The organism is Pseudonocardia sp. CA-107938 (assembly GCF_050936315.1).
GTDB lineage: Bacteria > Actinomycetota > Actinomycetes > Mycobacteriales > Pseudonocardiaceae > Pseudonocardia.
Genome location: NZ_JBNJNA010000002.1, coordinates 1,645,568 through 1,665,376, shown reverse-complemented (window position 1 = coordinate 1,665,376; position 19,809 = coordinate 1,645,568). Strand labels below are relative to the sequence as shown.

The 19,809-nt window shown below is 65.8% G+C and carries 15 protein-coding genes and 1 pseudogene; 8 read left to right on the top strand and 8 right to left on the bottom strand.

Annotated elements, in window-relative coordinates; all coding sequences use genetic code 11:
• Positions 1–657: 657 nt before the first annotated feature.
• Together ACQEVB_RS40775 and ACQEVB_RS40770 are read right to left on the bottom strand one after the other, a co-directional pair.
• Positions 658–1,212: a hypothetical protein gene (locus ACQEVB_RS40775; RefSeq protein ID WP_432985346.1), complete on the bottom strand. Its 555-nt coding sequence runs from the start codon at positions 1,210–1,212 to the stop codon at positions 658–660.
• A 33-nt stretch (positions 1,213–1,245) separates the two neighbouring features.
• A complete protein-coding gene (locus tag ACQEVB_RS40770; RefSeq protein ID WP_432985343.1) occupies positions 1,246–2,271 on the bottom strand; it encodes a NucA/NucB deoxyribonuclease domain-containing protein in 1,026 nt (341 codons plus the stop codon).
• Positions 2,272–2,675: 404 nt separating this feature from the next.
• Between ACQEVB_RS40770 and ACQEVB_RS40765 the strand changes: the two genes are divergently transcribed.
• The 3 genes from ACQEVB_RS40765 (at position 2,676) to ACQEVB_RS40755 (ending at position 4,972) form a co-directional block, all read left to right on the top strand.
• Positions 2,676–3,050, top strand: coding sequence for a hypothetical protein (locus tag ACQEVB_RS40765; RefSeq protein WP_432985340.1), 375 nt, complete (start codon positions 2,676–2,678; stop codon positions 3,048–3,050).
• Between the two features lie 134 nt (positions 3,051–3,184).
• A complete protein-coding gene (locus ACQEVB_RS40760) occupies positions 3,185–3,376 on the top strand; it encodes a hypothetical protein (RefSeq protein WP_432985337.1) in 192 nt (63 codons plus the stop codon).
• Positions 3,377–3,556: 180 nt separating this feature from the next.
• On the top strand, positions 3,557–4,972 hold the full coding sequence (locus ACQEVB_RS40755) for a hypothetical protein (RefSeq protein ID WP_432985334.1): 1,416 nt from the start codon (positions 3,557–3,559) through the stop codon (positions 4,970–4,972).
• On the opposite strand, the gene ACQEVB_RS40750 is transcribed toward ACQEVB_RS40755, so the two are convergent.
• From ACQEVB_RS40750 to ACQEVB_RS40740, 3 genes are all read right to left on the bottom strand, one after another.
• Positions 4,966–5,841 (bottom strand): hypothetical protein, encoded by an 876-nt coding sequence (locus ACQEVB_RS40750; protein ID WP_432985331.1) that lies wholly within the window; start codon positions 5,839–5,841, stop codon positions 4,966–4,968. The two genes, ACQEVB_RS40755 and ACQEVB_RS40750, sit on opposite strands and share 7 nt — an antisense overlap.
• Positions 5,842–6,340: 499 nt before the next feature.
• Positions 6,341–7,753: an IS1380 family transposase gene (locus tag ACQEVB_RS40745; protein WP_432985328.1), complete on the bottom strand. Its 1,413-nt coding sequence runs from the start codon at positions 7,751–7,753 to the stop codon at positions 6,341–6,343.
• A gap of 120 nt (positions 7,754–7,873) precedes the next feature.
• Complete coding sequence (locus ACQEVB_RS40740) at positions 7,874–9,061, bottom strand: DNA methyltransferase (RefSeq protein ID WP_432985325.1); 1,188 nt, start codon at positions 9,059–9,061, stop codon at positions 7,874–7,876.
• Between the two features lie 169 nt (positions 9,062–9,230).
• Here ACQEVB_RS40740 and ACQEVB_RS40735 point away from each other — a divergent pair, with 169 nt between their 5' ends.
• The 3 genes from ACQEVB_RS40735 to ACQEVB_RS40725 all read left to right on the top strand — a co-directional run bounded on the left by ACQEVB_RS40735 (position 9,231) and on the right by ACQEVB_RS40725 (position 14,448).
• Positions 9,231–10,403: a hypothetical protein gene (locus ACQEVB_RS40735; protein ID WP_432985322.1), complete on the top strand. Its 1,173-nt coding sequence runs from the start codon at positions 9,231–9,233 to the stop codon at positions 10,401–10,403.
• Between the two features lie 20 nt (positions 10,404–10,423).
• Complete coding sequence (locus ACQEVB_RS40730; RefSeq protein ID WP_432985319.1) at positions 10,424–12,598, top strand: ATP-binding protein; 2,175 nt, start codon at positions 10,424–10,426, stop codon at positions 12,596–12,598.
• An 86-nt stretch (positions 12,599–12,684) separates the two neighbouring features.
• Positions 12,685–14,448 (top strand): hypothetical protein, encoded by a 1,764-nt coding sequence (locus ACQEVB_RS40725; protein WP_432985316.1) that lies wholly within the window; start codon positions 12,685–12,687, stop codon positions 14,446–14,448.
• 165 nt (positions 14,449–14,613) lie between these two features.
• On the opposite strand, the gene ACQEVB_RS40720 is transcribed toward ACQEVB_RS40725, so the two are convergent.
• Entirely contained in the window at positions 14,614–16,035 is a 1,422-nt protein-coding gene (locus ACQEVB_RS40720; RefSeq protein WP_432985313.1) for an IS1380 family transposase, read from the bottom strand.
• A gap of 428 nt (positions 16,036–16,463) precedes the next feature.
• Between ACQEVB_RS40720 and ACQEVB_RS40715 the strand changes: the two genes are divergently transcribed.
• Both ACQEVB_RS40715 and ACQEVB_RS40710 read left to right on the top strand, forming a co-directional pair.
• Positions 16,464–16,922, top strand: coding sequence for a hypothetical protein (locus tag ACQEVB_RS40715; protein WP_432985311.1), 459 nt, complete (start codon positions 16,464–16,466; stop codon positions 16,920–16,922).
• A gap of 199 nt (positions 16,923–17,121) precedes the next feature.
• Positions 17,122–17,885 (top strand): annotated as a pseudogene (locus ACQEVB_RS40710) (aminoglycoside phosphotransferase family protein).
• 96 nt (positions 17,886–17,981) lie between these two features.
• Here the strand turns inward: ACQEVB_RS40710 and ACQEVB_RS40705 are convergent.
• Both ACQEVB_RS40705 and ACQEVB_RS40700 read right to left on the bottom strand, forming a co-directional pair.
• Positions 17,982–18,737, bottom strand: a complete 756-nt coding sequence (locus ACQEVB_RS40705; RefSeq protein ID WP_432985308.1) for a GGDEF domain-containing protein — start codon at positions 18,735–18,737, stop codon at positions 17,982–17,984.
• A gap of 71 nt (positions 18,738–18,808) precedes the next feature.
• The gene (locus ACQEVB_RS40700) at positions 18,809–19,345 is read right to left on the bottom strand and encodes a 6-carboxytetrahydropterin synthase (protein ID WP_432985305.1); all 537 of its coding nucleotides are present in this window, start codon (positions 19,343–19,345) and stop codon (positions 18,809–18,811) included.
• Between the last annotated feature and the right edge of the window lie 464 nt (positions 19,346–19,809).

Sequence of the window (19,809 nt, the reverse complement as noted above, 5' to 3'; positions counted from 1 at the left end):
CGAAACCGATGCCAGCTGCCTGAGTAGCACCGCCCTCTCCGCTCACAATGGGCGCACTAACTGTGCGTCGACTCGGCCTCAAATGCCAGAATGCCTCTGGCGATCATGTTGGCTGCAATATATATATATATATCGCCGGCACGACGTACCATGCTGCCGCCAGTATGGTTCCAGTATCCATGGGCGCTGGCTTGGGCCCGATCGGCAATGCGCCACAGACTAAAAAGTAGCCGCTGCATAGTAGTCCGGCAACGAAGCCTGTCTTGCGGGCATCCAAGTTGGCGACAGGCCGTCGGCCGCGGACTATCCGTAGAATAATTCCGGCAAGAAGAACGACGAAAGCCACGGATCTATATTGAGCCACCAATACGGTATAAGTCGAGCCGCCGTGATTGCCGCCGCCAGCGGCGCCGCGGCAGCTACAAGCACTACTGGCCGGATGCGGCCGCCAAGCGGTTGATACATGGGCAGTGGCATACTCCTTCAAGTCTGCATCCCATAAAAGGAACTGTAACGCGATTCGGAATACCATCGGTTCCCCGGCGTGTGGATAAATACATGATGGATGCCTGATCGGCAGAGTGCGGGTCCATTCCGAACAGTTAGGGGCGCGACCCGAAGTGAATGAGGTCTATCGGCTGCTGTCGGGTCGCCGCGCTACCCAGCGATCGAGTCGCGGTACGCCTTGCCGAACTGGTCGCGGGTCTGGTGCACGGTGGCTGGCCCGGCCTCGGCACGCCATGTGATGAGCAGGTACTGCTCGGCTGGTTCGGCGTCGGTGGGCAGCTCGTCGACGATTTCGCTCGGATGGGTGTCCCGGCCGCGGGCGTGCACCCGCAGCCGGTAAACGCCGGGGCCACTCCCGCACAGATTGGGAAGGTCTGGCGCCTCGTCGTCGACCGCGACCACGTACAGGTTCCCCGAGACTGAACGGATAGAGACGTCGACGATTTCGTCCCAGCGCTCGAGATCGAGCGCGGTAGGTGCCGCTGGTGCTTCGGCACGGACGGATACCTCGCAGCCAACATCGCCCATCTGCATGCCGCAGACGATCTGCGCGCCGACCTCGGTCACTCCGACCAGCCCGTTGACCACGTCGGCGTCCGGGCGTTCGTCGGTGGCGGGATCGATGACGACGAACTGGTGGTACTCGACAGCCACATGGTCAGAACCGTGCGCCAGCTCACCCGAGGGCTGCTCGACGTCATGCATGCTTGGTGACCTTTCATGGTCGAACCTGGACGGTCACGGCGCCACGGCCACGAGGAACTTGTCTCCGTCGAGGAGACGGTACTTCGAGTAGAACCCCGAGACGGTCCCACCCTGGGAGGTCTGTTCCTTGGCCGGGACCATGCAGACGCTCACGCCGCCGGGACCAGTCATCCGGGGTAAGGCGAACGCCGCGTCGAACGAGCAGCCGTCGAAGGACCGTCGCTGTTGCGGCCCGGGAAAGGCGAGCCCTTGCTGGGTGCTGCGAAACGGGTACTCGTCGCAGCTGAAGGCGGGCTTCGCGGGCAGCTTGCCCGCCGGGCAGGCGAGGCTCCCATTGGCCCGCTTCAGGGTCTGGTTGGAGTTCCGGCTCAGCGGCGCTGCGGCGCTCTTGCCCGGCAGGCCTGAGCCCTGAGCCAGTTCGATGTGCCGCGCGATGTTGGGGGTCCTCGCCTTGCTGTAGACCATCGTCGGCAGGGCGAGGGTTACACAGCCGGCAGGCTGTTTCTGATCGTTGTCGTCGACGAGCGTGTCGTCGCAGCGGACGGGGCCGAGCTCGGTGCGCGGGTCGCCGGCCGTGGAGCCGATCGTTGTGGGCGCCGCGGGGTTCGTCAAGATCATGTTGATCGTCTGGCGACCAGTGCCGACACCATGAATCAGCGGCGTGGACGTGAAGTGAACGGGCTCGGCGATCGTCGAGCCTTGTTGAACAGGCCGACCAGCGACTGGTGCCGTTGCGGGCGCAGAGCAGTCCCCATGGCACTCCGCGTTGATCGTCGCGGTGGTGCCGGAGGCGGCCACGCCCGTCATGCTCAGGAAGTTCACCCCGACGGTCGCATCCCACTCGGTGCTGGTGGGGTTGAGCGTCTCGCGGACTGTCACCGTCGCGTCCACCGATCCGATTTCCGCACCACGGCCACCTTCGCGGATGACCCAGTGGTAGGTGCCGCTCTCACAGTCCTGGAAGCGTCCGCCTTCGCCGGCGCTGCACATCCCGACCGGGTCCTGTGCGGGCACTGCCAGGCTCGTCGTGGCCGCGACTGGCCGCACGGTGTCGGTCACCAGGACGCGCTCCCAGTACGGTAGCTGTGATTCGGCAGGAACCTGAGGGCCCGCGGCGATCACCACCGTGGCGGCGAAGGTGGTAGCGGCTGCAGCCGCTGCTGCTCTTCGTCTGAAGTAGCGCACGGTCCCCCCAGCGCATGCCCGACCGGTTCCTGCACAGCACGAAGAACACCACCGGGCTGGGTGGTGCTGTGGCGAGAAGATCCGGCACCGTCGGCCGATCCGACGGGTCAGGAGGACGCTATGGCGCGGTCCCGATCTTCGTGGGCGAATGAACCGGCATCACCCGTTTGCCGGCATGGTCGCCGCGACTTCTGTGCGGTCTCCGCCGCCGTGGAGTGCTCTCGGCACGGGCGAAAATGCGGCGTAACCAGGGCGGCTGCGACGACGAACTGTCCGTTATGCGTCTGACCGCCGCGGTGTCCGCCGTCGTGCTTGCCATCCTCGCCGGCTGCTCGGCCGCGCCCGCTCCGACGGCGGCGCCTGGCCAGCGGATCATCCGCGAGGACCGCATGCCGCAGTACCTCGATCAGCTGCTGAAGCTCTACCAGGCTGACCCGAAGTACGGGTACGTCTACCGCGATGGCTGGGACGAGGTCAGCCGCCACAACGCGGAGCTGTCAGGGCGTCAGATGTGCGCCCTGATCATCGCCGGGATCGACCCGGACGAGGCCTACGGTGCCGCATACCCGGCCGTAAAGGAGGCAGGGAACATCTCTGCGGAGGACAAGCAGTCCGGCGCGGTAGCCGCACAGGTGCTCTGCCCGAAGTCATGACGTCCGCTGACTCCGCGGGTTCACGTCGAGCTGCGCTCCGGTCGCGCCTTCAGCGGCCCGTGATCGTTCGGCCATTCCAGCGAACCTCGGATTGCGCTGCTCGCCCCGACGAGTTGCTCTCCTAACGTTGCCGAATGGACGCCACTGAGCTCGCCCGGCACGTCCGGGCGCTTGTCGATACGGCCCCGCCGCTCACGGCTCATCAGCGGCTCGTCCTTCGCGCGCTGCTGGCACCGCTGCCGCGGCGTGTGGAACCCGCCCTATCGGCCGATCATGAGTCGACCTCGATGTCGAAGAAGGTGGACCTTCGAGGAGGAATTCAATGAGGGGTGCCTCCACCTGAGCTCGACGTCGGTGCCGGAGAACAACCCTCCGGTGAAGAGACGCCGGCCCCCGATCAAGGCGTGTTCAGGAATCGATCTTGGCTCGTGGGACGGGAGCCTGGCATCCCGACCTCATCCTGGGTCGCCCTTGCCGACGGTGTCGAGCTACCTACCATCACTGAGGTGCGGCTGAGCGACCGACTCAATGAGCGTCAGCGGGCAGTGCTCAGTTGGATCGGCAACGGTTGCCCGGACGGCGTCTACGACCACCCGCAGCAGTACAAGCACACCGCCGGTGCGCTGCGCGATCGCAAGCTGGTGACCATCAGCAAGGCTAGTGGCAGCTGGCAGGCACTTATCACTGAGCGCGGCCGGTACTACCTGGAGCACGACCGCTACCCCGAGCCGCTGCTGCCGTCGAGCCGCATCGCCCCGTCGTTGACCGCGGCGAGCGCAGCGGGCTCGTCCGTCGCGGCCGTGACGAAGTCGGTCGGGGCGACACCCGTGCCGCCAACGCCCTCGGTCGCTGAGCTGCTGCGCCGGCTGGAAACCGGGCCGGTGGTCGTCGCCGATCCAGATCCGGTCGAACGGGCGGCCTGGCGCCGGCTGCTCGACGCCACCCGGCGCAGCGGCGACATCCCGACGGATCACCACCTCATCCATCGGGGCCGTGACCGTGGTGATCTGATCATCGAGCTGCGCGCCGGTCGGCATCCACTGCAGGAACAAGCCCAGCCCCAGCACCAGCTCGAAATCTACGTGCCCGACGAAGTCGCCGAACTGCACCCGCTGCTCAAACGGCTCGGCCGGCACGCCGCCAAGGCTTTGCGCGTCTCGGAGTCGACGCTGCCGCGGGCGCTGCGGCTGCTGCACGCGCTCTTCAGTGAGGCCGAACACCGCGGCTGCACAGTCGCCCTGTCTGATGCCAAGGACGTCGATTTCCAGTTCGGCCGCGGCACCGCCGTCTGCGGCCTCATGCTCTACGAGGTCGTTCAGTACACCCACGTCTTGCCGGACGCGGAGGAGCTCGCCGGAACGAAGACCTACGCCTGGCAACGCGTCCAGCCGCGCGGCGTGTCAGTGCCGACCGGGCGGCTGGTACTCGACGTCGGTCAGGACTGGAAGTTCAGCGGCCACCGGCACCGTTGGGCTGAACGCGAGCGCTGGAACTTGGAAGACAAGCTCGGCAAGGTGCTGCGCGAGATCCTGCACCGGCTTGACGCCACCAACGAACGCCACGCCGACGAACGCCGTGAAGCCGAGCAGCGTCAGCTCGACTGGCAGGATGCCATGTCACGTGCCCGTGAGGCGTTCCAGCGGGCCGCCCGAGCGGTCGTGCTCGAGACCCAGCTGGCCAACTGGGACAAGGCCGAGCGCATCCGGGCCTTCTGCGCCGCTGCCGCGGAACCGAGTGCTTTCGAGGCCGACCCAGCAGCGCGCCAGACGTGGCTGGATTGGGCGCTGGCCTACGCCGACGACATCGATCCACGCTTGCGTCCGCTGCGCATGCCGGCTGAGCGGACGCCGCGCCCGGAGGATCTGAGGCCGTACCTCAAGGGCTGGAGCCCGTACGGCCCGGAGCGCAGCCATCACTACTGACGACGCTGCTGTTCAGCGTGAGCTTGGATGACACTGACTGGCACTCCGAGCTTGGTCTCGACGGCGGCGGCGGCCTGCTTGGCTCCGGCGGCACGCAAGGCGGTAACGGCTTCCTCGACGAGCAGACCGAGTCGGACCACCTCTTCACGGAGGGCAAGTAGCTCGTCGTGTCGCTCCCGGGCCGGCTGACCGCACCACTCGCGGGCGAGCGCACGGGCGGGGGCGTACTCGGCGTCGACCTCAGCGCAGATCTCGGCCGGTATGTACCTGCCGCCGCTGTAGTAGCCCCAGCGGTTCTCCTGCTCGGCCCGACGCTCCTCAGCGTCGACCGCCGCCAAGATCTGTTCAGCGAAACGCTCAGCCAGGCGATGCACGATGTGCTGGCCGACTGACCAGGGGACGATCCACTGCGTGCCCTCCTCGAAGGACAGGGGGTGGTCGACGATCACGCTGCGGTCCAGTTCGAGTTCGCTGACAACGGCGTCGAGGTCGCTGATGAACAGCACACCGGTGTCGTTGTTCATTCCGCGCTGGAGAAGCGATCGGTCGAGCCAACTGTCCGGCAGGTTGTCGCAAACCAAGCTGATGGCTGAACCCGTCGGCGTATCGCGCAGGTAGGCGTCGCTGCGGACAGCATGCCAACGTTGCTCACGGTCGAGGTAAGCCTGCCGCTCCGGCCACGGCACTTTGAGCCGACCAGGTGGCACCCACTCCTCGCGACCTTCGTCCTCAGGAGCGATGAAGCGGACCAGGACACGCAGCGGCTTCTTGGTGCCGTAGCGGACGACCGCTACCGCGCTGAACGGATCGGTGCCTCGAGCGCGGTAAGCCCAGATCTCGCCTTCTGCTGGTTGCGCTTCAGTGCTCATCGTTGTGCCAAGCCTTGTCGCACATGATGCTGACCGCAGAGCACACGCCTCCATGTTGGCGCTCGTCACCGACAAGAAACAGCCCCTGCACGGCGACGGTCGGTCGCAACGCAGTCCGCTGCCCGACTCGGCCTACTTCTAGCGGCGGCCGGATCCGCTGCCACGCTCCAGTGGACGATCTCCGCCAGTGCCGCGAGGATGACCCGGCGCTCGCCGACCATGCGGCCAACAGCATCCGCGCGGGCCGCGTGTCATCTAGCCTGAGCGTGTCAACGGATCTTGAAGATTTCAGGATCCGGCGACAGAGCGCTCGAAGCGGACGGTCTCTCGGACATAGAGAGCTACGGGCTAACTGGCTCCTAGCCCCGGTGATTCATGAGGACCGGCGGCTGGCGTCAGATCCCTGATCGTCTTCGGTTTCCGGGCGCGGGCATGCGGGATTGTCCGGCCTGCGGTTCTGCCGGGTGCTCCGCGCCGCTCGTGCTGGCCGGGAGTGGATTCAGCCTGCGGGGACGGGCAGGGCGTGGAGCCGGGTGAACGCCGTGGCGAGGTCGGTCGCCCAGGGCCAGGACTGCTGGATCCGGGCGAAGGTGCGTCGCTGACCTCGGGTGATCCGGGCGGCGACGTGGAGCAGTCGGTAGCGCAGGGTCTTCGGTTCGGCCTTCGCGAGGTGGCCGTCGAGCGCGAGGTGCTGGGTCCAGGCGAGCAGGTCGACGGCGAGCATCACGACGTGCAGCCAGGCTGAGTTGATGGCGAACGTCCGGGACGGGAAGTGGTTGAGCCCGGTGTCCTTAGCGGTGCGGATGCGGTCCTCGACGCGGGCGTGGGCGCGGTTGCGGGCGTCGAGGAACGCCAACTGTCCGGCGCGGGTGTCGGTGGCGAAGCAGGTGTAGCGCCAGCCGTCGCGGGTCTCCATCAGGTCCAGCTGCGCGCCCGGGTGCGGGCGCTCCCGGCGGACGATCACCCGCGTTCCTGCGGGGTAGCCCTCGAGCGAGGTGGCGGGAAGTAGCCCGGTGAGCTCGGCCAGGCCGGCGCCGTCGCGGTGGCCGCCGTCGGCGTCGACCGCGTCGGTCCATACCTTGCGCGGGACCATCGCGAGGGCGGCGCGTTCGCGGTCGGTGATGGCCCAGCCAACGGAGAACTCGCAGCTCATCAGCTTGTCCTGCTGGCCGCGGACGTGAGCGAGGAATCCCTTCGTGCAGCCGGCGGTGTCGGCGCGGACCAGGATCGGGCGGCCGTGGCGGTGCTGGTCCGGGATCTGGGCGAGGGCGTGGTCGAGGACGGTGATGTGGTCGGCGGCGGTGTTCGCGCCGGCGTTGCCGCGGCGCAGCATGCCGGCGAGGAACTCGCCGGTGTTGTCGCAGAACGCCATCAGCGGGTGGTAGCCAAAGGTCCGCTTGAACGTCGGCGCCGCCTGTTCCTTCTCGCTGTGGCAGATCACGATCGAGGCGTCCAGGTCGATGACCAGCACGTCGAGGTCTCGGCCGGCCACTGTGGCCGGTGGGAACGCCCGCCCGTGGCGTTCAGCATGTTGGTCCCAGACCACCTCCCGCGCCCGAGCCCTGGCCGCCGCCGCCACGGCCCTGAGTGCGGCGTCGTCGAGGCGGTCGAGCAGCCGCCAGCACGTCGAGTCCGACGCCACCGCCCCGAACAACTCACGCTGATCGCGCAGCACGTCGATCTCAGAGATCGTGGTCGCGCCGTCGGCGACCGCGACCGCGAGGTCCACCAGCACTCGGCCCGGATCATGCCGGGCCCGCGCCCGCCGCAACCCGGTCATGGCCTGCGACAACTCGCCGGTCAACGTGGTCCGGTCCGCAACATCGGCCAACAGGCGGGACCCGACGTGTGACACCACCCCGGCCCCATCGGCGGTCACGATGATCCTCGGACGCGTGGTTGTAGCCTGCACTCGGAAAGTGCCTCCTCGACCGCGGTGAACAGAGCCCTCGACAAGCCCTGTCCTACCTGGTCACGAGGCACTTTCTTCTCTCGGGGTCACCCACCACCCAGCCCCCATGAAGAGCCCGGGCTAGCCTTGCCGTGACAGCCTGGCCCGGGTCTGCGATGTCGGTGACGGATCGAGGATGACCTCGCAGTCGATCTCCAGCGCGTACTCGCCAGGCCCGGTGAATTGCGCTGCTTGACGGGCCTGCTTGGCAGGCCTGCCGGCGGACCGTACTGATTCAACCGTCCAACCCGCGGCTGCCTCCTCCAGCGATGCCCGGAGCAGCGCCTCCGGATCGACCTGCATGCCAGGCAGTGCTCCAAACCTGATGACCATGCGTGCCGACGGATTGCACCGCTGTGCCACTGCGCGCCAGACGTCGGCTAGACCTGTCGTGAAGCCGTTGATACCCCCACGAGAGACTTGATCGCCAGCGCCGTAGACGACGAAATCGGGGCCTCCCAGGAACCAGTTGCGTAGCCACTGATCGGGAACATATGTATTCATCCCGTAGTACGGCGGCGATGTAATGACCCAGTCGAATCGTTTGCGCAGGCGAGGTAAGACTGTGCGAGCATCACCTTGGTAGATGTAGCTGCGGACCGGCACCGGTGGTATAAGGCATAAGCTATAGTCAATTCGCCGGATCAGCGTTTCGAGTACCGAAGTGGCAGGCGGCAGCATGCCGCGTTTTTGCCAGAACTTGACTGCCGCGGCAGGCTTGGTCGCGTACGTTCGCGGCATCTGGTTCGAGAGGTACGTAGGCTGCCCTTTTGTCATCGGTCCATGGAGAATTCCCAAGGTGATGGCTCGGAGCATGCTGGCGGTACCGCTCTTCTCCAGCATCAACTGCTCCCTTAGGCGGCAGATGTCAAGGAGGGTCGACGGGTGGTAAATCAGTTGCCAGAAGTCGCCAGTCGGAACGTCTTGCGGTGCATAGTCATTGGTGAGCAATCGCGTTGCTAAGCGTATGACGCTGCTCGCCTGCGCCGGGGCGATCTTGGCTTCAGCGATCGCGACCGCCACCGGGCTGATGTCGATACCGATGGACCCGAGTCCGAGCTGGCGAGCGGCAAAGAGTGTTGTGCCCCGGCCACAGAACGGATCGAGCACCCAGTCCCCAACATGAGCAGCGCTCAAGATCTGGAGCGGAAAGTCGAGCGGGAACATGGTGAAGTACGGGCACACGGTGTTCAGCCGCTGTGCCAGGCGAGTCCAAGCCTGATCGGCGACATGTTGGCCGACAGCTCGCGGAGTGGCTGTCAGCGTCACCGGCGCATCCTAGATCAAGACGTGCCGCCGGGACTGACGACATCCTGGTACGGACGACACCTACCGGTTGAGTGGCTGAATCGCCCGTTCGAGGCGACTTGGTCAGCTCGCGGCACGCGGGAGCGTGCGGATACGCCACGAACCGGTGGTGCATCGTGGCATGCTTCGGGTGATCCAGCTGACACTCTCTGCTACCCGCCTGCCGGAGGTTGCCATGTTCGAGGCAGCTGAGCTGCCTGAGCTGCGGCGTCTTATCAGCGCGCAGGTAGCGCGGGACCGCGCGGTACTCGACCGGCTCCTGGAGCAACTCGCTCCGGCCAAGGCAGAGGTACGAACCATCAAGCCGCGGTCGGCGAGCTCCGTCGCTCTGATGGCGGCGGACGGCGGCAACAACCGGGTCATGTTCAACCCGTTCTATCTGCAGATAGTTCGCATCGTCGACTCGCTCGGCAAGCAGCTCTGCCTCGACGTCGTGTCGCCGTCGACAGACATCGACGAGTTGAGCCGCAGCCAGTTCACCGACAGCCGGGGCGCGATGAAGCCCCTTGGCCGGCTGATGACGGCGCTCGACGTGCCGGACCTGCAGGCTCTGTCCCACATGATGTCTGGCGAGTCGGCCAGCTGGGTGCTCGTCTACCGCGAGCTGTGCGAGTGGGCCACCTTATTCGACCTGATCTGTCACCGGGACTTTGCCCATGACACTCTCATCGTCTACGACGGCCTGCTGCGATCCAAGAAGTTTCGCGGGGAGCTGTTCATTGCCATGTACCGCAAGCTGCAGGAAGCGATCGAGGCCAAGTGGCGTCAAGATCGCCGCCGCCTGTGGCTGGTTGGCCTAGCGAAGAGCAGCCAAGCGCTCGAGCACTACCGCCTGGCCATGTCGTTGTCGGGGATGTTCGAGCGCGGATCGCCGTGCTACGTCCCGGTCCCATACGAGATGCAGAAGGACGTTTACCGCTGGGAGGAGTACATCCGCGGGCCAGACGAGGCCGCCGAGGACCGAGAGAACCCCAAGTTCAACATGGGCGCGATGCACTTCGTGCGCTTCGGGTCACGCTCCGGCGATCCAGTCTGGACCGTCGATCTGCTCGACTGCCAACGGCAGGACGCCCAGACGGTTTTCGGCTACCTGCTGGCCGATGCTGTCGCCGGCTTCCCAGTGCCGTTCTACCCCAACTGTCTGCAACAGGCAGACCGATACTCGCGCGTGGCCGACTTCGACCTAGACATCGTCGAGGACGCCCTGATCGATGCTGTCCGCGGACAGGTCGGCGAGCAGCGCGCGACGATCATCGACGAGCTGCGGCTGGCGACAGACGTCGCAGCCAGACGCTACGAGTAGCCGGAGGCGGGACTTCCAGCATGGACTTGTTTGCTCCCGAACACATCGTTGGCGTCTTCCGCGGCTTTTCCGAGAGTGGCATGGAGTTCCACGCCGACTTGGTCATGCCGTATCGCGACGAGTTCCAGTCGACGCCGATGCACGGCCAATTCGTTCTTGTGCAGCTCGAGCACAACCGCGAAGCGGTCTTCGGTCGGATCACCACTATCGCCGCGCAGGGTCGGCTGGTCTCCCCAATCGGTGAGGACTACGCGGTGCGTGCCGTGCGCGACCAGCGGGAGATCCCTGAAGAGCTGCGCGATCAGTACCTGAAGTACAAGGTCAACATCCGCGTCCTCGGCGTGCTTCGCCAGGAAGGTGACAAGCTGCTCTTCGTGCCGAGCCATCGGCGCCTGCCGCACGTTGGCTCACCAGTGGCCTTCCTGTCTCCAGATGTTCTGGCGGAGGTGGCCAACGCCAACGACCCGGACCCGGAGGCCGCGGAGATCGGCTACCTGGCGTTTGGCGAGTTCGTCTATTGCGGCGCAGACCCCCGTGCCGATATCGAGTCGTGGGTGGTGCCGAAGGCGCCAGTCATCGCTCCGAAGTTTCCGATCGACAAGATGATCTCGCGCCGTAGCTTTGTGTTCGCGCGGGCAGGCTTCGGCAAGTCTAACCTGGTGAAGCTCCTGTTCTCCGCCTTGTACAGCACTGCCAACGGGCCAACGGTGCCGCGACGAGACGGCGGACGCGCTCCCGTAGGCACGGTCATCTTCGATCCTGACGGCGAGTACTTCTGGCCAGATCCGCGTGGCAACCCCGGCCTGTGCGACGTTGAGGCACTGCAGGATCGGCTTGTGGTCTTCACGAACCGCCAGGCCCCAAGCGAGACGTACGGCTCGTTCGTCATCGGTGGTATCAAACTGGATCTCCGGCAACTTACGGCAGCGAAGGTGCTCGGTATCGCCCTCTCCGCCGAGCGGCAGGATCAACAGAACGTCGCGAAGTTGAAGGGGCTCAACGCCGGCAAGTGGCGGGAGCTGGTTGATCTTGTAGCTGGATCAAGTCTCGGTGATCTCTATGCCGATCCGGCGCGCTTTAAGGCGATTGTGGGATTTGGTCCGGGTCAGGACGCCGAGGTCAACGCCGCAATTAGCAACATGTCCCGCGTAGTCCGGGAACTGCATGATCCATCGAGTCAACTATTGCGCGCCCTAGTCCAAGCGCTGCGAGATGGCAAGCTTTGCGTCGTCGATATCTCGCAGATGCGAGGGCCGCAGGGTTTGAGGCTCGCCGGTATTGTGCTCAGCCATATCTTTGAGCACAATCAGGAGCAGTTTACTGCAAGTCGACCTCGGACGATCCCGACAATTGCGGTGATTGAGGAAGCGCAGTCGGTCCTTGGCGGTGGCTCGGAGAAGGAGGATGGCCCGTTTGTGTCGTGGGTCAAAGAAGGGCGGAAGTACGATCTAGGCGCCTTGATGATCACGCAGCAGCCAGGCAGTATCCCGGCCGAGCTGCTTAGTCAGGGTGACAACTTTTTCGTGTTTCATCTCCTGTCGCAGGGTGACCTGGCTTCTCTCAAGCGTGCAAACGCTCACTTCTCAGACGACTTACTTGCTTCCCTACTCAACGAACCATTGGTCGGACATGGCGTATTTTGGTCCAGTGCTCCGGGTACTGATCGTCACGCACGCCCGTACCCACTATCTATTCGAGCATTGAACTTCTCCCGCTCCCATGTATTGCGCGACCCCGGCTACCGCGGGCAAGCCTTGGATGTATATGCGTCGCGTGTACGGGCTGAGTACGAGGCGGCGGTCGCTGCTGCGATCGCGGATGGAGGCCCCGTCGAAGCATCCGCCGCGTCAGGTGCCAGCGATGTAGACGTCGAGGCCGCATACAGGCGAGTGGTGATTAACGCGCTTGCCCAGGACCAGTCATTCTGGCGACAGCTCGAGTCGGATTCCGGTATCAAGTGGGGGACAGTGCAAGGCATCATGTCCAAGAGCGCTCCGTCTGTCATCGAAAAGCCATTCGACTGGGCATACGGCGTCGTCCCGCAGGCGATGGATGAGGTCACCGCGGCGCGCGGCCGTCGTTGGCGGAAGGAGCGACGTGAGGATCGGAAAGTCTGGTTCGTGCTCGAGCCTTTGCCGACGGTCAACCCCGCCGCGGATCCAGCGAACGATGGTGACGAGGAACCGCCGTTCTAACCTGATTTTCGACCTGTACCAGCGACCGCACTCCGAAGATTTGCGACAACAACTGGCGGCCATCAACGGGCAAAGTCAGGTCGAATATGAGTGAGGATCCGCAGTGGCGACCGGACGGTCGTCCGGTTACGGCTGAGACACTTCGGCTGCGCAACGCGACGCGGGCACTACGCCTCCACTTGGACCAACTACCCATTGACTACAACCTTGACGTACCCGGAGACCAGTTTCTGGCTGGCCTCGGATTTATGTTTGCCCGCCAACGCTACGCCTGTGCCGACTCCATGATCGGCGCTGGTTTTGGCGGTACCGTGATCGGATCTATGGCTCGCAGCCTGTTTGTTACCGGACTGCGGTGGCTGTGGATAGGCGGACGGCGCGATCGACGGCGCGCCTTCTTGGGAGAGTTGCGTGACGAGCGAAATCGCCTGCTCATCTTGCTTGAGCAGGCGAACGCCAGCTGCGGGAATTTGCCACGCTGGCTCATGCCATTGCCGGACATTGCGGACCTGACGGGCCAATCGCTCAACTGGATTGACTCCCCATCGCTGCCGTCCGAGGAAGAATTACTGGATGAATTCCTTGATCGACGTGGCGATGGAGGCTCAGAAGCGGGTGCCGACGACGATCAAGCAACCTTACTTGCCGAGTCGCGCAAGTTGCTGGACATGACGGGCTTGCGGGGCGCTGTGATGGTGCTGGCACATGCGGGTCATGGGAACTATCTGGGCCTGCAGAGCAGCCTCACGGATGACGGCGCCGCTGGGCACGACCTGCGAAGCGATCATGAAGCGCTCTACATGCATGCCGCGGCTGCTGGGGTAACCGCATCACTGATAGGCACAGCTGCGTCGGTTCCAGAATGTTGGCCCAATGAGGTGCCGACGCTGCCGTTTCTCGAGCGGGCGGTCATACTGACAGAAGATGTTTGCGCGGCCGCGGTACCTATCCATAGATTGGACACAGCTCGCCGTCCCATTGCGCAGAGCAAGAAGAAGCGCCTCGATTCCCGAGCGGGAGGGCTGCTGAGGCCTGGTGTCGTCGTACCTCCGAGCGAGCTACTACCTGACGTCAACTCGACTGAAGCCGTTATCGAAGCCGCCGAGGACTTCTATCGCACTGCTCGTGGGTTGCGCGTTAGGCCGTGGGACTGCGGACAGCCCGCATTGCATGCCATGTTGGCGTATGGCGGAGGGCACTCGAATCTGCAAACGGTGTTCTCTACCTATGATCAGCCGGGTTCGTCTGTGATCGCTGTCTTCGCCGCTCGGATGCTGCTGGAGGAAGCGGCTCGAATGGTCTGGCGATATTCGGTGAAGGACTGGACGGAGTTCACGGAACGCGCCAAGCAATATTTTGATGAGTTTCGATCCCGCCGAAAGAGGGCGATCGATACACTGGCAGGAAGTGGCGTGCCGCGTGCGGATGCGGAGCGAATATTTGACCAGCCGGAAACCGTTCTTGTTATCACGCCTATCGACGAAATAGCCAAGAACCGTCTTCCGCTTCCACCAATCGGGGCCATGCTCCGCGAGATGGGGGCTGCATTCCATGAGCCGGGCTGGTTAGAAGTTGCGTATTCCCTGCTTAGTCAGATCGTCCATAGTACATCTCTTGGGCATCTCCACACTGTACAGTTTCGGGACGGTATATGGCATGGTAACGAACTGACGCCGGAGATGCTTGGCCTGACGTTGGACGCTGCATGTCTGGGTAGTGCGCACCTACTCGGGTTGTCCGCTCGCCATTTGATGGATGGCGCCGAGGACGCTGTCCGCTATCATAAGGATCTTCTTCGACGCGCTCGGGATGTGCATTCGGCGGCACGGTGGGTACACGGCCTCGATTAGCCCGGATCTTTCGTCGGCCGGCCGATGGTGATCTTGGCCGGTGTCTGATCCGGTCGTGAGGTTGGATTTTGTCTGGTGGGCACGACAGTTTGGCCGAGGTCGCTCGGTGCGCCGGGTCCACGGTCCGGTCGGTTTCAGGGCTCGTCGGGTCGGTCGGGGTGGCGTTCATCCGGGAACGGCGAGCGCGCGGAGCCGGGCGATCCCGGCCAGGACCCGCGCGGTCCATGGTGAGCGGGCGGGCAGGTGCAGCACGGTGCGGCGGGCGTGACGGGCCGCTTCGGCGGGCAGCGACAAGATGCGCAGGCGCAGTCGTTTGGGTTCCCAGCGCCGCGCAGGCTCGGTGGCGAAGGCGAGCATCTGGGTCCAGGCGGTGATCTCGCAGGCGAGCATGACGATGGCCTGCCAGATCCGGTTCTGGTTCAACTCGTGCAGGGGCAGGTTGCGCAGCCCGGTGTCTTTCGCGGCGCGGATGCGGTCCTCGACCCGGGCGCGGCGGCGGTGCCGCAGCTCGAGATCGGCGAGTTGCCGCCCGGGTCCACCGTGGCGGGTGTTGGTGGCGCTGCTGATCGATGGGGCGATGTAGCGGTGCCCGTCGGGGTCGGTCAAGCGCAGTTGCGCGCCGGGGTGGGGGCGTTCCCGGCGCACGATCACCCGCATCCCGGCTGGCCACCCCGACAGCGCCATGAGGCCGGTGGCCTCGATCAACCACGCGCCCGGGCGGGGTTGTCCGTCGGCGTCGTAGGCGCGCTGCCAGGCCGACATCGGCAGCGCGGCCAGCTCGTCGACCAGGTCTTGGGTCAGGCCGAACCCGACCGAGTAGGACAGGCGCTGCCCGGTCAGCCAGTCCAGCAGCTCGTGGGAGGCGCCGGCACCATCGACGCGGATCAGGACCTTCCGCCCCGCTCGGTGACCGGGCCGATAGCCCGGGAGTTGGCGCAGCGCAGCACGGATCACCGCGATGTGGTCAGCGGCGGTGTTGGAGCCGGCGTTGCCCGGGCGCAGCAGCGCGGCCACCGGTTCACCGGTCCCGACCGGGCCGTGATCGACGAAGGCAAGCAGCGGGTGATGGCCGAACCCGCGCTTGAACGTCGGCGCCGCGCCTTCCTTCTCCGAGTGCGCGGTGACCAGCGTGGCGTCCGCATCGATGATCAACGGCCGGCCCGCGTCCACATCGTGGTCGGGGGCGTGCTTGCCGGCCAGCTGCCACGCCCGCGCGCGGGCGGCGGCGCGGGCGGTGTTGAGCGCGGCCAGCACCCGATCCGGGTCGGCGGCGAGCCGGTCGATCGTGCGCGACACCGTCGGGTCCGACGCAACCAGTCCGAACACCCCCGGCTCGGCCCGGGCCAGCGCGATGTCGGCCAAGCAATCGCCTCCTGCGGCCAGCGCGAGCGCGAGATCGCACAGCACCTTCGCCGGGTCATGCACCGCCGTCGGCGGCCGCCACCGCGCCAGCGCCGCGGACAAGGCGGTGTCGAGACCGGTAGCGCGCACGGTCTCGGTCAACAGCACCGCCCCGGCGTGCGACACGACCTGCGTTCCGGCTGCATCGGCATCGGGACGCGGGTAGAACCCACTACGCTTGCTCACCTGGAGGGTGCTCCTGATCTGGCGCGGACAGTGACCTTCGACAAGCCACATCCTTGCTGCTCAGGAGCACCTTTCAGCCGCTCGACACACCCTCCGTCGGGACCGCCCGTGAAAGCCCCGGGCTAGGCGAGCCAACGCTGCTCTTGACGGTGCCGACATGAGCGGCACCTCGAATCGTTCGTAACGCCGCGTGGCGCTGAACCGAAGGACGGCACGCACTGCCGGCGGACGCGGAGGCGGACATCTTGACCACGCACGGAAGTCCCGATCATGCCCCCGGCGGAACACGCCGTAGTCGACGGGCCAGACACCTGCTGGCCATCCTCGTGCTGCCAGTGGTCTTCGCAGCCTGCTCGTCGCCGAGCTCAAGTGCCCCGAGCTTCAACGTGCCGCCAGCTGCCACGCCTGTCGCCCCGCCCGCCGTGGAGATGACACTCGGGGAGGAAGAGCTGTTCGGCCCCCGCGAGGAATTGCCTGGCGGGTTGCTCAAGAAGCAGCTGGGCAAGGTCGCCCAAGCCGGACCGGAGAGCAATCCACGCGACTGGGACGTGCGCGTAGTGGTCGACAGCATCGTCGTCGACCCGAAGTGCAGCCAGTACGCCCCGAAGCCGACACGCGGTCACCGGTTGGTGGCGACCATCCGCGTCGAAACCTCGCCGAGCTTCTCGGCCGTGAGCGGCCGTGACGCCTCGACTAGCGCCTGGTCGACGATCGGAGCAGATGGGGTCGACGAGACACCGAGCCCGAGCGTCTGTGACGTTGACACCATGATCCCGAACCAGATGCGGCCAGCGGCCAAGTACCGCGGGCAGGTGTCGCTGGACACCGCCCATACCTCGGGCCAGCTGGTGCTGCTGCAGACTTTCGTGTGGGACTTTACTAAATGACGTCTCCTCGCTGGCCGCGACGCAGCCGCTGTTGGATGGGTGGGTCCGTGAGGTGGAGGGGAAGGGCTAACGCAAGATCGCAACCGACGCCTTGGAGATCACGTTTTGGCCGTGCGAACGTCCAGGTTAAGGTGCGATTGTATGGCGACCTAAAGATTCATCTTCAGGCGTGAAGACCCGCCCTGATGGCGGCATCGCGATGCACAGCACCGCAGAACCCGACGCGTTACAGGCGGGGGGCGGTCGCGGCGCGGTTCGCCTGCTCGGGCGCGACGACGACCGGCATGCGATGCTCCTTGAGAGGCTTGAACCGATGTGTCATGACGAGCCGATCTCCTTCACCGAGGTCGGCCGAATCGCACTTCTCCTGTCCGTTCCGGCTCCGCCCGGAACTCCCAGCCTGGCGCAGAAGATCTACCAGGACGTCGACGACATCGACGCACACTTCCCGAAACCTGGTTCTGTCAACGCCGCGCGGCTGGCTCAGGAACTACTCGCCGACCAACCCAACCTGCTCGTGCACGGCGACCTTCACCACGGCAACCTGATGCGCAGCGCGACCTCCGAGCGGTGGATCCGCACGGTCTCGCCGGCGACCCTGCCTACGACTTCCTGCAGGTCCTGCGCAGCGACTGGCCCGCCGTCGCCGCCGAGGCGAACCTCCGCCGAGCGATCGACCGCCGCATCGCCGAGTTCGCCGACTCAGCGCAGATCGATCCCGAACGGGTCCGGCAGTGGACACACGAGCGCGCAACGATCACCGCCCTCTGGCTTCGCAAGCTTCGGCGCCCGCGGGACGCGGCCGCTGCGTGCGACGAGATCGCCCGCGAAACCGTGCCGACAAGCGCCGTTCCCTGGTTGTCGAGCGACTCGACCCGACGCACAGAACGCATCCGTCATCGCTCTGACGACAGACAGAGGTCCCGCTGCGAGGCTCCCGGTCCGTACGTCGGATCGCCATGATCGGGACCAACGAGCTCCGGACGCCCGACGCGGCGGGACGGTATGAGATCTTCTATCCAACCTGGCCGTGTAGCCAGATCACGAGGACTTGCCCGATCAGCGAATCTCCGGTGTCGGCGCGGACATGACCGTGTTGTCGCCTAGTCGTTTGGCCGCGTACATGGCCCGATCAGCTGTGTCGAGGGCGGCGGCCGCGTCGCCGTCTGGCTGGACGGCCGCGGCGCCCACGGACAGCGTCACTCCGCCTCCGGTGTTGGTTGGCAAGGCGTGAACCGCGGCGACGGCGCGGCGGAGCGCCTGAACGGCGGGGGGTAGCGTCGTGTTCGGCAGGATCGCGACGAACTCGTCGCCGCCGAAGCGGGTCAGGATGTCGCGGCCTGGTGGCTTGGTGCGCAGGCTGGAGTTCACGGTGTGGGCGACGGTGATCAGGACTGCGTCGCCTGCGGCGTGGGAGCGCTGATCATTGACCGCCTTGAAGCGGTCGAGGTCGATCATCGCCACAACGCATGGCGCGGTCGTCCACGTGCTGCTCTGCGACAGATGATGGTTGAGGGCACGTCGGTTACCGAGGCCGGTGAGAGCGTCCTGATGGAGTTCGGCCTGAAGGGCCGCGAGGTAGGCGTCGTTGCCTGGGTCGCGTCGGGCCGCTGCGAGGTGGGCGTCGATGGCAGTCGAGAGCACGCCGAGGCCGTCGTATCGCCGGTCGTTCCACGCCGGGTCGGCGTCACGGTCGGCTGGTCGGCGCGCGAGCTCGTGCAGTGCGGCGCGCACGGCGTGCAAGGCCCGTTGTGGATCTGCGGCGTCGCGGGTGGCGCGGATCAGGGCGCGGATCCTGTCGTCGTGCAGGGCCACGTGAGAAGTGCTGCGGCGAGCGGCCGCGGACGGGGCGGACGGGTCATCTGGTGGTAGGGAGCGATCCGGGCTCATGGCGAGGTCCAGGGGTGTGGCTGTTGATCAGCGGATGCCAACTGAGGAGGTGGCGGGTTGACGATCTGGCCGCGATCGCCTGACCCGGTGGTGACGACGACGGTGTGCAGGTAGGCATGCGGCGTGATGCGGGCTGAGCGGTAGTGCCAGCGGGCGAGATGCGCGGCGATGTTCGCGCAGGTGGGCTGCTCGGTCGCAGGTAGGAGCAGGTTGAGGTCCTGATAGGCGTAGCGGCTATCGAGGTGGTCCAGGATCTCCGCGCGCATGTCCGCGTCGACCACCACGCCGGGATGGAGCAGACCGGTCGCGTGGAAGGTGAACGCCACGTGGAAGTCGTGCCCGTGCGGGCGGTGGGACCGGCGATCGAGTTCCGAGCAGCGACCGATGCCTTGGCGGCCGCGAGAATTCGGGGCGAACGTGCCGTCCGGTTGCCCGGTGTTCTGTTGGCCCAGATGGTGAACGGCGGGGAAGGTGACGGCGACGGTGTCGCTGTAGATGATCGGCAGGTAGGGGTGCGCTGGCGAGTACGGCACTGATCCTCTGCGACGCACGCCGCGCCGGTGTCCATGGGAGCCAGGACCGGTCACGTCGTCGTCCGGCGACGCAGGCATCCAGCATGACGAAGCAAGCGGACGAACGTTGCAGCTCTCCGTGCCGGTAGCAGTGCCGCAGCGACAGGGTTGGACGGGTCGGTGGTGCGGCAGGCTCTGCACGCTGGGCCTGGTGGGGACGCCAGGGCGGCCGCGATGACGAGATGTCCGCAGCGTGCCATGTACCGGCCCCGGCATACCTCTAACCCCGCGGCGAACGCGGCCAGACTCACCTGGTGCGATCGGCCATCAGCCGTGCAGGTGATGTCCGTCATCGATGTCAGCATGTCGCCCCCCACACCCGTCCCCGTGCCCCTCGCCCGTCCCCTCGCCGGCTTCGCAGCGGTGTCCGGCGCAGGCGCAAATGTACTGGCACAATTGTGCCAACGCAACCGAGCGGCGACGGT